Annotated in this window: 6 protein-coding genes and 2 pseudogenes; 4 read left to right on the plus strand and 4 right to left on the minus strand. The window is 66.1% G+C overall.

The genetic code is table 11. The features are described from left to right. A pseudogene (locus BS329_RS42325) lies at positions 1-134 on the plus strand (IS3-like element ISMasp3 family transposase); the annotation flags it as partial. Between the two features lie 1,257 nt (positions 135-1,391). Here BS329_RS42325 and BS329_RS03570 read toward each other — a convergent pair. From BS329_RS03570 to BS329_RS03585, 4 genes and pseudogenes are all read right to left on the minus strand, one after another. Beyond that, positions 1,392-2,021, minus strand: coding sequence for a histidine phosphatase family protein (locus tag BS329_RS03570; RefSeq protein ID WP_076155667.1), 630 nt, complete (start codon positions 2,019-2,021; stop codon positions 1,392-1,394). Positions 2,022-2,374: 353 nt separating this feature from the next. Next, positions 2,375-2,542, minus strand: a pseudogene (locus tag BS329_RS44345) (IS5/IS1182 family transposase); the annotation flags it as partial. 571 nt (positions 2,543-3,113) lie between these two features. Beyond that, positions 3,114-3,398, minus strand: a complete 285-nt coding sequence (locus BS329_RS03580; protein ID WP_076155670.1) for a hypothetical protein — start codon at positions 3,396-3,398, stop codon at positions 3,114-3,116. Continuing rightward, positions 3,395-9,625 carry a PA14 domain-containing protein gene (locus BS329_RS03585; protein WP_244197012.1) on the minus strand — a complete coding sequence of 2,077 codons (6,231 nt, stop codon included), beginning with the start codon at positions 9,623-9,625 and terminating at the stop codon, positions 3,395-3,397. Before BS329_RS03585 ends, BS329_RS03580 begins: the two co-directional genes overlap by 4 nt. A gap of 956 nt (positions 9,626-10,581) precedes the next feature. Here BS329_RS03585 and BS329_RS03590 point away from each other — a divergent pair. From BS329_RS03590 to BS329_RS03600, 3 genes are all read left to right on the plus strand, one after another. Next, entirely contained in the window at positions 10,582-11,175 is a 594-nt protein-coding gene (locus BS329_RS03590) for a hypothetical protein (RefSeq protein WP_076155672.1), read from the plus strand. A 6-nt stretch (positions 11,176-11,181) separates the two neighbouring features. Further along, entirely contained in the window at positions 11,182-12,321 is a 1,140-nt protein-coding gene (locus tag BS329_RS03595; protein ID WP_244197013.1) for a hypothetical protein, read from the plus strand. Positions 12,322-12,424: 103 nt separating this feature from the next. Then, positions 12,425-12,913: a hypothetical protein gene (locus BS329_RS03600; protein ID WP_076155673.1), complete on the plus strand. Its 489-nt coding sequence runs from the start codon at positions 12,425-12,427 to the stop codon at positions 12,911-12,913. The last annotated feature ends 925 nt before the right edge of the window (positions 12,914-13,838 follow it).

Consider the following 13,838-nt stretch of genomic DNA (forward strand, 5'->3'; position numbering starts at 1 on the left):
GCTCGCTGACCAAGCAGGACACGGCCGTCGCACCAGCACCGGATCTGATCGGCCGGGACTTCACCGCCGACGCGCCCGGCGAGCGGTTCGTCGGCGACATCACCTACCTGCCCACCCAGGAAGGCTGGCTGTATCGTCAAGACCTCGCCCTCGTGGCATAAACCCCGGTGTCCGATTCCCGGGGGCAACCTCACTGCCACGTCGTCCAGCCGTCTGTCACCTTGCCACGGCGTCCGCATGGTCGACCTCCGTCGCGCCCTCACCACACCCGCCGACCGCCCCGGCGACGCCTCCGGCAAGCTTCTTTGACTGGTTGCCGCTGCCACGTGACACGTCACCGGTAGTCAACAAGCGGCGCTGTCCACATGAGACACATGTCTTGTTTGACGGATCGCTTGACAATGGCGCGGTGACGAAGCGTCCATAGACGTGTAGCTCGAACAACCGGATGCGCACCGGCGGGCCAAACGCCCCGGCCGGGGCATGACCATCCCCATTCCATACCTAACGCATGGAGTCCGTCATGTCCCGCAAGAACCACACCACCCCGATCCCTGACGCCACCGACAGCGACCGCCACCTGCATGCCGTGTCCGATGCGCCCGGCACGCAGAACGCGCCCACCACAAAAGACAAAGTGCGGGCGGCGCTGACCGCCAATCCCGCCTCCACGACCGCCGCACTGGCGATAACCGCCGGAGTCGGCCGTTCGACCGCCGCGAAGATCCTGGCCCGCTGGGGGCGCGACGGCACCGCGATCCGGACCGCCGGAGACGGCCCGCGCAATCCCGACACGTGGGCGCTCGCCCCGTCGGACCGTGATGCCACACCCGGCACCGAGGACACGCGACCGGACACCACAGCGAGCGACGCCACCGACGGCACCGAGGCGGCAGAGGAGACCACCTCCGACACCGACGGCGCGACCATCACGAACACCACGGCAGCGCAGGACACCACCACCGGTTCGGACGCCGATGACGACGCGGAGTCCCCCGCCACGGACACCACCGACGACAAGGTCGGTCCGGTAACTGCCGCCGACGTCGAGAACGACACCAGCCCGGTGCCCGACACCGCACCGGGGGATCCGGCCGACAGCACGACCGGGACCGAGCCGTCTGCGGCGGAACCGCCTGCGGTCGCCGACACCACCGACACCGCCCGACCGGACAAGGACCGACTGCCCAAGGGCGGACTGCNNGCGCGCAAGACATGCGAGGCACCGAAAAGGTTCGCCATCAACCCGGACAAGACCGACGTACCGAACACGAACACCGACGCCGCCGAGCCCGCGCTGAAAGCCTGACGGCTCGCCCGCCTGGACAAGTCTACTTCGGCTCGGCTTGTGTCACTTGGTCGGCGAGATGTCATGGATTCCACGTGAGATGTCAGGTGGTCTTGAGCCGGAGATGAGCGGTGTCGTTGAAACGGACCAGGCGCCAGATATTGGTCGTGTCGTCGTGTTCCCATTCGGTGACGGACGTGAAGTCTGGATCGATGCGTGTTCCGGTTCCGGGGCGGGGAATCGCGAACAGGATCATGAACGCGACCACGATGAAGCCAGCGTGGGTAACGGCTACCACCGTCTTGCCTTGGTAGGTCGCGGCCAGTGTGTTGAGCATGTTGTGAACGCGGTTGCGGAAGTCGTTCCAGCTCTCGCCGTCGGGACAGATTGGTTGGTTCGGTGCGGCGACGAGGTCGAACGAGCCAAACCTCGCCTTGAACTTCGCCCTGGGCAACCCGTCGCCTTGACCGAGCCGCAACTCGCACAAGTCGCGGTCGGCCACGATGGTGTCAGTGCCGAATGCTGGGTGCAGGAGTTCTGCAGTCTGGCGAGCCCGGTCAGCGGTGCTAGACAGCAGAGTGTCGACCCGTCGCTGTTCACCGGCAAACCGCGTTCGCAGGGCGTCAACTTGCCCGCGCCCATGGTCGGTCAGACCGAGACACCCGCGTTCGCTCGAAGCGATGCCGCGGACGGTGTGGTGCGATTCGCCGTGGCGGATCAGGATCAGATGCATGACAGAGCAGGCTATCGGGCCTTGGTCGGCGATGGTATGGCGCTGACACCAGTTGAACATGCGGTGGCTTGCTGCGGGGATTTCTGCCGTCGGATCAGGCTATTCGACAGTGCCGACACCCGAGGGTTCGCGATTTCTGAAGCCATGTACGGCTGGAACTCACGGGTGCGGGCCGTGTGCTGACCGTAGCCGACCACTGGAGTTCGTGAACCGGACGGTACGGCGGCCAGTTGATCGTTGCCGTGCAACGAAGTCTCGTTGAGCTTTCTTCATTGAACTAGGGAGTTTGATCACAATGACTGGAGAGACCACGACTACGTTGGTCGGAAACTTGACTGCAGACCCAGAGTTGACTTTCGCCCCGTCAGGTTCGTGCGGTAGTACACGGCCGTCAGCAGTACCCGATCCGCCAACGACAGGCCCCGCCGCCGGCCGGCCCCGGTCTGCTCGCCACCCCGACCGGCCACGATCCGCACCAGCTTCCGAAACTGCTTGACCGACAGACCCGTGAACACCGGCACCTACTCCGGCCGGTCCGCGCTGATCACCTGCTCCACGCCAAGATCATCGACCCAGGCACGACATCGTTACGGGACAACCTTTAGACGACCTATTCCAAGGGGGCTACCTGCTCCCCACCGCAAGACATACGCCCTGACAGCGCCACCCGGGATTCGATGTCAGGGCATGGACAGTGGCCGCCGGAGCGCTTTCCGCTGTCCGACGGCCACTGTGACCTTGTCCTCTAACGAGTCCGATGTGGACTTACGCCCGGGAATAGGCACTGGTCCACACTGATCCTGGCCCGTGACGGCAGCCTGCTCGGCACCTTCGCCATGTACCACCGCCTCCCGTGCAACCCACAGGACACCGACTTCACCCTCGCCCGGCTTTTCGCCGGCACCGCCGCCGCGAAACTGGCCTCCCGCCGAACAACCGAGCACGCCGACAGCCCGACCTGGCCGTAGCCGTCGTGCCGCACCGCAACTGGATCATCGCGAACTCGACCACCGACAACTCCTCGGACGAGAAATTTGTGCGAGGCGATGGTTACGTCGAGCCGCACCAGAGGCCCAGTCGGGCCCTGACCATTCACCGCTCCTTCGAAGACCCGATCTCGGCGAGCAGACCGTCGATGTCGAAACTCCCGAGCGACTCCCCACTGATCCCGTCCTCAGCGATCCGCCGGGCAAGCACAGCACGCACCGTCTCGCGTGTCGGCTCGCGCATCAGCACTTTCGTCAGGTCCTCGGCCCAATCGTCGTACTCGGTCGGAGCGAACTGGCGATCCTCGCCCACCCCGTAGATATCCCATCTCCACAAGTAGTCCGCGGCGAGGCGCCGGAGCAGCTTCCACCGTTCGAGTTGTTCGTTCATCGGCGAGGCATCCGCCTTCCTGCTTTTCCCTTCGGCCAGGCCGAAACGACCTTGCCCCGTTGGTTGACCACCACGACCGCGTGCTTCCCGTGATAGGCCGATGTTCTCCGCTTAATGTTCGTGACGGCCTTCCGGGGGTTCCGCACGGCATCGAGCATCGCCCTGGGGTGGACGCCACCGTCACCCCGCGAGCCCATCACCCGCTGCAAGCCGTGTCTGGTGTAACCCGTGATCACACCGCCGACACGTACCTTACGCGCTTGTGGTACGTGCCTTACCGCGCGGACGGAGCGCGCGACCTTCACCGCCGCACCGATATAGCGGGAAGCGCCTCCGGTCAGGGCGCCCATAGCGTACTGCGCAGCGGCACCCCAGTTGCCCTGGACAGCGTTGCCGACCGCGGCCACGCCGCTCGCGATAGCACCGATCGGACCGGGAATCCACGAAGCGACCTCGGCGACCTTGGTCACGACGTTGACGGTGGCCTTGAGCCAACCCCACATGGTTCCGTCGAGATCTGTCGCGTTGATCGGGTCGCCGACCACGTAGTCGTAGTCGTTCGCCGAACCGCCCTCGACAGGGTCAACCGAGAGGAACCGGCCCAGCAGCGGGCTATACGGCCGAGCCCCCATCTGCACGAGGGACAGCGCACCGGTGTGCTCATAGGGCCGCTGGTACTGACCGAGCCACCCGTAGTCCATCGAGCCTAGGGAGTTGTCCGGCACGTTCTGGGTGTCGACCACGCCCGAAGTGGCCAGCGGCTGACCGTACGGATCGAAGGTGCGCAGGTTCCCGACCTGGCGACCGGCTGCATCGGTGGACAGCACCAAGTCCCCACGCACCGACGGGTGGTCGAACGACGGTGTGAACGCCCCATCGGAACCGACCTTCGACGTGTAGAGCACCCCGCCCGGCAGCGTCAACGACAACGTGGTGAGCCGCCCGGCTCCGTTCAAAGTGAGGTCCGCACTGTCCCCGTCGCCGGTGTAGCCGTAGCGCACGACGGAGTTGTTGTCGCAATCGCGCGGGTCACGCCGGACGATCCGGTTGGTCGCGTCTCGGACGTAGGCGATATCCGCCGGGGTCGCCCCCGTAGTCCTCACGCCGATGTTGCGGTCGGACCCGTCCCACGCCAGCGTCGTCGTGCTGCCATCGGCCGCGGTCCAGGCCGTGGTGTTGCCGTCCGCGTCGTAGCCGAACCCGGACAGGGCAGTCGCACCTTCGGTGGCCAGCAGCCGATCCGCCGCGTCGTAGCAGTACCGGGTTTCGGCCGTGCCGCCGGCGGTCTCGTCGAGCAGCCGCATCCGGTTGGTGTTCAGCCCCGCGTTCGGCTGGGTGCCCACCGGGCAGGTAACCGAAGCGCTCGAGGTGAAGTCGTAGGTGTAGTGGTGACCGGTGACATATGCCTCGGTCAGCCGGCCGAGCCCGTCGTAGACGTAGTTCGGGGCGTTCGGGCGAGCGTCGGCCCCCGCCAGGGACTCGTCGACGATCGTGCCCGCCGATGTGCGACCGACCTTCGAGACAACGTCCTTGCCGTCACTCGTCTTCCACCCGAGCGACAGCAGCCGGGAGCCGTTGTCCTTGGCAATGGAAGCCAGCGACGACCCGTTGCCATAGGTGACCGACGCGAGCTCTCCCGCGCCGTCATAGCCAACCGTCGCGAGAACCTGGTCGCCCAGCTTCTCCGTCACGACCCGCCCAGCGTCGTCGTAGGTGAACGACACTCTGCGCGGTGCGTCCGCGGAGTCCGGCGGTGTCACCGTGGACGACGCAACCCGGCCTACCTGGTCATAGCTGGTGTTGGTGCGAACGCCGTGGACATCGGTGTAGGCGACGACCCGTCCGAGCAGGTCGACAACCGTGGTGACCGTGCCCTTGTCGTCGCTGACCGACGAGGTGAGCGGGTCACCCCCGACCGCGTAATCGTGCGTCACGGTCCGGGCCGACGCGTCCTTGCTCGCCGGAACCCTTTCCTGCACCGGCCGGTCCCGGCTGTCGTAGCTGGTACAGGTCCAGTCACCGCCGGTCGCCTCGGCGACCACCCGCCCAGAGGAGTCGTAAACCTGCTCGTCGACCCGAGCCGTTCCGGCCGCGGGCGTCGTGGACGTGGCCAGCTTCGGCATCCCACCCTGGTTGACCGCCGCGCTGCCCTGGTCACACGGGTTGACGCGGCTTTCCGCATCGCCGTAGTACACGTAACCGGTCTTCGCCCCGGTCGGCATGGTCTTGCCGGTTTTGCGCAGGTACCCCGCTCCTGGGGTTTCGTACGACACCGCCCCCGCGACTTTGAGCCCGGCCGGGTTGGCCGCACCGGACGTCGCCAGCCCGTAGGTCGGGTCGAGGCCGTTCTCATCGAACTTGGTCGTGCCCACCTTGTCCGGTACCCCGTCGGACTCCGTCGCCGTGGTCGAGGTCTTCAGGCCGTATCGCGGCCGCAATTGGGTGCCCGGTATGAGTTCCTGCACTCCTGCCGGAGTGGTCCAGTTCAGGTCGAGTTTGGCGTAACCGCCGTTGTCGTAGTAGTCGATGCGGATCTTCTTGGCCTGGCCTGCGGCGTCACTGTGGACGGTCGCTTCGCGCCAGGCCGGGTTGCTGATCTGCCAGTAGTCCATGACCAGCTGATCGTCGATCCACATCCGGATGCCGTCGTCGACGTTGGCCCGCAGCTTGTAGTCACCCGACGCCGGGAAGACGAGGTCGCCGGTCAAGCGAAGCGAGAACGAGTCGGAATTGATGCCGGGAACGACGTCCGGGCTGTACTCCCAACGGCTTTTGACCGTGCCGTCCGCCTGCCCGACCCCCGTCTGGTACACCTTCGGCGCACCAGTGAGAGTCATGTTGTCGTAGAAGGCGGCGCTGAGCCCGTTGATGCCTTCGTCATAGCCGTTGTGGCCGTGCGACATGCCGCCCGGGCAGGTGCCGCTGGGCAGCTGGCCGGAGAAACAGGACACGGGCGCGGGGCCATAGGAGTCGATGGGACGGTCCGCGTAGTCGTAGACCGTGGTCGCCTTCCGGCCGGCGGCGTCCGTGGTGGCCAGTGGCTGGTCCTTGGCGTTCCACTCCTGCCGGGACACCTTGCCCGCCGAGTCGGTGGTCGAGGTGGCGCGGTCAGCGTCGTCGTAGGTGACCTTGCCGGCGAATCCGATTGCCGGGGTCAGCCCTGCGGTGTCGGTGAAGGTCTGTTTGTTCGCCGGGTCGTATCGGTAGGAGGTCGCCGGGCGGGGCTGTCCCGGCATCGGCGCGGGCTCGACCACCTTGGTGGCCTTGGGCTTGCCCGAGGTGGTGTCGTAGGTGATCTCGGACCGGACATCGGTAGCGCCCGCACGGGCCGCCGGGTCGGCTGCGATCCAGTCGTTGACCAGCGGTGACCGCAGCGTGGTCAGCAGCCTGGAGGCGTTGTACCCGTAGTCGGTGACCTCCGCGCCCGGGTCCTCGATCCTGGACAACCGGCCGCCGGTGTACCAAAGACGGGTTTCGGTGCCGTCCCAGTAGCTGATCCGGCACAGCATCTGCGCCGGTGCGGTGGCATCGGCGCCCGTGGGCGGTGTGACACCTCCGTAGCAGTCATCACCCGCACGGTTGTAGCGGAGAATCTGCGACCGCTGCGACACCGGGTCTTTGATCTCCCGCAGGCGCGACGGCGCACCGTCGTAGACGTATTGCAACGTCGCGGGTTTGCGGCTGTCGCTGACGCCGGTCTGGCTCTCCAGCTTGCCGTCCGCGCGGAAGACGAAGACGTCTCCCCCGTCGGTCAGCGTGATCTTTCCCGCGGTGTCGAGGGCGAGGGTGCCGTCCTCGTTCGCGGGCGGCGTGTATCCGCCGGTGCTTTTCTTGGTCCAGGTGTGCTTGGCGCCGCTGGCGTCAGTGAGCACGATGGTCTGGTCGGCGACCTTCGCCTCGGTGTAGCTCGAGCCATCACCGTCGAGGTCGGCCGACAAGGTCCATCCCTGCGGGAGGGTGGGCAAGTCCGAGCTGTAGAGCCAGTCCGCCGGGACGATCTGCGGGGCGACGGTGGTGTTGTCGGTGGTGCGCACGAACAGGCGCATCTTCGCCGCGCCGGTGGCCTCGGCGTTCTCCACCTTGATCGGCACGCGCTGCCCAGCGGCCAGGGTGACGTTGGTGGACTGGGTCCAGTTCACATCACTGGGAACACCGACGTCGTAAACCTTCGCACCGTTGATCCAGACCACGGCCCCGTCGTCGTGCACACCGGCGAACTGGTAGGTCCCCGCGACCGGGGCTTGGAAGAAGCCCTCCCAACGGGTGACGAACCAGTCCGCGGCCAGAGCCGGGGAGAACGGCGAGTCCGTTCCCCAGTCGACGTTCACCTGCGGCTCGGTCCGCACCAGCACAGGCTGTTGGGCGTCGCTGATGAGCCCGTTATGAGACAGGTCGGAGAAATAGGACGCCTTGAGGCCCTTGTCCTCGTTCTGCTGGGAGTTGTAGGTCATCGTCACACCGGCCGTGCCCGCCACGGTGGTGAACGTCGGCGAGTCCTGCGAGGTTGTGACGTTGCCGTTGGCCAGATTGACGCTGACCGGGCCGGCGTCGTCGCTCGGGGAGGGGCCGCGGTCACCGATGCGCTGATCGACCTTGAGGTGGCCGATCCACGTCGGCGTTGTGGTGGTGGCCCCGCTGTAGGTCAGGGCCTGCCACGTGTAGGCGACACCGTCCTGCAGAATCCCGGCGGGCACCGTCCAGGTTGGGGTGCTCAGGCAGCCGGATTCGACCACGACGCCGGATTTCGCGTCGGCGCCGGTCGCGACGCGGTAGCAGTACTTGACCGGATCGCCGTCCGGGTCGGTCGCCGGGTTCACCGCAAGCGTCGGGGTGAGCGACGTGGACACGGTGCCGTCCGCCGGTCCGGCCAAGACCGCGGCAGGAGGCGGGGTGCCGGTGTCGACAGTGAGGGTGGCGTTGAGGTTCTTGTAGGTCCAGGTGCCGGGGTTCTCGGCGCCGATGAGCATGAACGACACATTGACGTCGCGGGCGTTGACCCGGTCTCGCAGGAAATTCGTGAACGCCGTGCTGGAGAAGGAGCCCACGTCACCGACCAGCGCGGAAGCCAGGTAAGGGCCGACGCCGTTGAAGTTGTTGTCCGACGCGTGGTGCAGGTTCGCGTTCCAGGTCTTGACCGACCCGACAACACTGGTGTTGCGGGTGAGGTTCAGGGTGGCGCCGACGACAGTCTTGCCCCACAGAGGTGAGTAATCCAGGTGCGCGACCGACCGGTTGTAGGTGTCCCCCTTGGCCTGACTGTTCCCGATCCGCAGACCACAATCAGTGCACTTCGAGCCGTCGGAACGGAACGCGAAGGAATACTGCACGCCATAGGTGAAGGTGGGATCGATCGACACCGGGTAGACCCGCTTCGGATCCTTCAGCCAATTCGCGTCGACCGCGACCGTGAGCCACCACTCCGCGCCGGTCCGCTCGAGGGTGTAGGTGCCGCCGGTCATCGCCGGTGCGGTCTCCCCGTTGCCCGCGGAATCCCAGGTCTCCACCGGCGGGAGCACGAACGTCGCCGCCCCAGTCTTGTCCAGCAGCGAGATCGAACCTGTCGTGGCGTCCAGCTTCGGTGTCAGGTCCCCGGTGTTGAGCTTGAACCGCCACGACGACCGACCATCGGCCGGTGGGCGTTTCAGCTTGATGGTCTCCTTGACCGCACCCGGGGTGATCTCATAGTCCAGGTCGGTGCCCGGCGCGACCTCGGGATAGGTGACGGAGTCACCGTTCACCGCGGCGACCGAGGGCGCGGCCTGGTCCAGTGCGAGGCCGGCGGTGTGCCCGGCGGTCTCGACTTGAAGCACTGCGGGGTCGTTGGCCTTGCCGGCCAGCGAGGGGTTCAGCGGGTGGTTGTCGACGGCAGACCGCTTGGTCGCCGCGTCGATGTCCAACGTCGTATCCACCGCCTGCCACTTCCCGGCGGCGTCCTGGACGTTCAGCGGCTGGGTCGACTCCCGCACCGAGTGCGTACCGTCAGGGTTGAGGTACTCGGTCCTGAACATCGCCTGCGCAACCGGCTTCGACCGCTGCGGGTCGAAATGACTTCCCGCCCCACCGTCACGCCGCGACGAAGCCGCGAAATCCCCAGCCTGCGGCGACGCCGGTGCCGCGCCGGCAGGCGGCGGAGACGGCAGAACAGGAACGTCACGCGGGTTGATCGGCTCGGCGGCCGCCGCGCGAGGCGGAGCCGAGACCGCCTCGGCTGTCGTGATACCCAGCACAGCGATTAACAGAAAAACAGCGGCTCTGAACCAGATCGATCTCAGCGCGAACCGCGACAACCTCAACACGAATAAATCCCCTCGTTAATCTGATCACATCGCGGTAAGTGCACCTGCCTCAGATGCACTTACCGCGAGTGGGCACTACAAAACGGGCGCCATAAGACGACGCCGTCAGGAGTGCGGGCCAGCGGCGAGAACCCCGCTTCCCGCCACGCGATCTTGCATCGCTGATCCGCGCAGGGCGTTACATCACCAGAAACGCGAACATGCAACGTTACTTATTCGTTAAAAACTTAAAGGCGGGACGGGCCCTGATAGCCAGCCCCACGACTGAAAGCCGTAGGCAGAGGACACCCTTTTCGGGCAAACACTGCTGCTGCCATGACGACGCGGACGCAAACCCCTCTCGATAGTCCCAATGTCCACAAAATTCACCCAGTGAGGCTGATCACCCGCACTGTGCTACACGACACAGCTGGTAGATAGCGTCCAGATGAGCCGATGGCTGACATCACTGCGGCCGCCCGGCTCTCTGAGACAGCACTCACGGCAAGCACTCAGTACTGACCAGTAATCGCAATCCGCAGTCAGCGTGACAAGAATCCCTATTGTCGATCCCACTATCGACGAGATGACGTGGACCTTTCGATTTTTTCCACTTGAAAACCTCCGTTTCGGCGAATAGTTGACAATCTGATTGAACATAAGCGCCAAGTCTTTACCAGAGTTGCTTTCTGGGGTCGGAGTCGCTTGTTGTCGACCCCATCTCGACACGCACGACTACAGAGGTAAAAATTCGCGAAATAGTCGCCGAAATATACTTAGCCCAAAAGATACCTCGGCGCGGACGAGGCAAAACGTACACCTGGCTTGACATTCCGGCATGTATGGAGCGTCCCTGGACATGTCATAGCGCGGATCGCGCATCGCATACACAAAGGGATGGGTCTCTTATGGACGGAACACCCGCAACCGTTCCCGGCTGTGCCGCGGCGCTTCCGGTGTTGCCGGAGGGCGAGGCGTGGGTGGCGATGCCGTACAAACCGGCATTCCCCGGCATCATCCCCGGCGACGAGACACCACCGGGCGTCATACAAGACCAGACCCGGTTCCCCACCCTGCCCAACCCAAACAATGACGTCGAGATCGGGTTGCGGTGCCGCCCCGCTGTGGCGCGCTGGATCGGGATCCATCTGGGATCGTTCTACAGCAACTCCGAATACCGCTTCACCTGGCGGGGGGACGCCTTGGAAATCCACGACGGCGGCCCCTGGGGCGACGTCGACGGTTCACCGCCGCGCGTGATCCGTCCCGGGGACGACGGCCGTTACGAGATCCGTGACCTGTGGTACCCCGTCGCCCCGGCGGCGGTCGGCGGATTGTATCGGCGGCATCCTGACGCGCTGGCCGCGCTGGCACGCGACGACTTCCCATCTCCCGTCCCGCACATGGTGGCGTACCTGACCGATCACCCCGGTGCGCCGTCGTCGTTACGGCGGACCATCGAGACCGCGCTGGCGACACCCACCGCCGAACCGGATCGGTGACTCGCGATGACAACGGTGGTCACGGCCTACGACGTCCCCGAGATCCGGAAACGAATGACCGAATGGACCCGCGACCCGGAAACGGACGGAGCGGGCCACTGGTACCGGTTCTTCGTCGGCCCCCGGCCCGAGGACTCGGCGGGCGAACCCGCGTTCCCGCCGCTGGACGACGTCGGCGCCACGATCGCGGACACACTCCGCGCCCAGATCCCCGCCGCTGAGCTGTTCTACGTGTCCGCCGACCTGACCGACCTCGCCTGCCACGCCGCCACCACCCTGGCCGACTACCGCCTCCACCCCGAAGACCTGCCCGCCCCTATGGGACTCATGATCTACGAACACCCACCCGTCACTCGAACCGCCAACGCATTGCACAACGACGTCTCCCTGGTCTCGTGGGGTCCAGGACGTGGCGGCTTGTGGGTGCAGACCTGGGGCACCGTCCCCGATCCCCTGCCGACAGCGGTCGACGTGGGACGCAGGCTCGCCCGTTTACCGCGCGAGCAGGCCCTGTCGCAGATGCGGAAAGCCGCCGCGTTCAACCCGCAACCCCTCACCCCCGGCACCAGACCCGCCAGCCACGACGACGCCGTCGACCAAGCCGCCCAACACCTCCTGGCCACATTCCTGAGCAACACCGAACGCGCACCGATTCCGCCGAGCTTCTCCCCGCCACACGGCTACCAATGGTGCGGCCTCACACCCATGACGTTCACCGACATGACGGGCTGGCCCAGCGCACTGACCGAAGGCATCTCCGCCGCTACTATCGACGCGCAGCTCGCCCTGCAGCGCACCATCCTCACCACCTGGCTCCTGTTGGGCCAGACCCTCGTACGTTCCGAGCGGATAGTTGCGCCCCGAGCTGCCCGCCGTCGCATCGAACGGTACGACCCCACTCTCAATCAAGATGTCCGGCTCGTTGACCTCCGGCGTGCCCGCACCACACCCGCCGAACGCCACAGCGACGCCTTCGGCAAAGGCACACGCGAATACCACCACAGCTGGATCGTTCGCGGCCACTGGCGCAACCAGTACTACCGCACCCGAGACGACCACCGTCCCATCTGGATCGCCGACCACCTCGCCGGACCAGAAGACAAACCCCTCATCGGCGGCGAACGCGTCAACGTCCTACGCCGCTAGCCCGGACACGGCCGCCCGCCGTAACGAGAGCTGGCCTCGACTGTCCGCAACAGACGCCCTGCACCCGCAGGCGATTGCAAACACAGGGAAAGGTACCCGGACCATGAGCACCACAGAAAGCATCGGCACTCCGACGGCCCAGCCAGCACCCGCCCGCGCGGCCATCATCGGCGACCTCTACGACCGCACCGCCGAACTGCCGCTTCGGGACATCGCCGCCCGCGTCCTCGAGGACCTCGTCGCCGTCCAGGACGACGACATGATCCACGCCGACGCCGAGTTCGCCGTCGCGGCGGACGAATCCGGCCCGCAGAACCAGATCCGCATCACGATCACCGGGCTACCCCACAGCGATCACGGCACCGCCGACACGCCGAGTATGGACGTGACGAGGGACGTGTTCCGGTCGGCGTTCGCGCTCGCCAGCCACTACAACCGGTTCGTCAGCAGCCCCTACCAGCTGCGGTACCTCGTGGTCATCCAAGCCGTCCACGACAGCGGCACCGTCTACGCCGAAGGCGCCGGCGCCATCGGACTCTGGGACACGCCACCCCTGCCCGCCCCCGCCGAAGAGGTTCTCCACCAGGGATAGGGAAACTCTGGGACGACACAAAGACCGCTCCGGGACACGGCGCTCACGAATCGCGCCCCGGAGCGGTCTTTGCCGGCTACGGCACCGTCTCCCACACCGGTACGCCCCGCTACGTGACACCCCAGAGCGGATCGCGAAACACCGGACCACCCGGCGGCGGGACCCACACGTGACCCGTTCGTATAGGGCAAACAAGGAAATCCACGACGTGTCCACATGAGACACATGTCTTGTTTGACGGATCGCTTGACAATGGCGCGGTGATGAAGCGTCCATAGACGTGTAGCCCGAACAACCGGATGCGCACCGGCGGGCCAAACGCCCCGGCCGGGGCATGACCATCCCATCCCATAGCTAACGCATGGAGTCCGTCATGTCCCGCAAGAACCGCACCACCCGCACCGCCCCGATCGCCGACGCCACCGACGGCGACCGCCACCTGCACGCCGTGTCCGATGCGCCCGGCACGCAGAACACGCCCACCACGGAAGACAAAGTGCTGACCGCGCTGACAGCCAATCCCGCCTCCACGACCGCCGCACTGGCGAAGGCCGCCGGAGTCGGCCGTTCGACCGCCGCAAAAATTCTGGCCCGCTGGGGGCGCGACGGCACCGCGATCCGGACTGCCGGAGACGGCCCGCGCAATCCCGACACCTGGGCACTCGCCCCGACGGGCCGTGACACCACCGCATCCGACACTCACGACGCACAGTCGGACACTGCGGCGGGCAACACCACCGAAACCAGCGAAGCGACGAAGAAGACCATCTCCGACACCGACGACGCCCCGGAATCCACCGCCACGGACACCGCCCAGGACGACGCCGATCCGGTCACGGCCGCCGACGACGCCGGGACCAACCCGTTGCCCAACACTGCGCCGCAGGATCCGACGGACGGTGCGGCCAAGCCCGAGCCGTCTGCG

The sequence above is a fragment of the Amycolatopsis coloradensis genome, from assembly GCF_001953865.1.
Lineage (GTDB): Bacteria > Actinomycetota > Actinomycetes > Mycobacteriales > Pseudonocardiaceae > Amycolatopsis > Amycolatopsis coloradensis.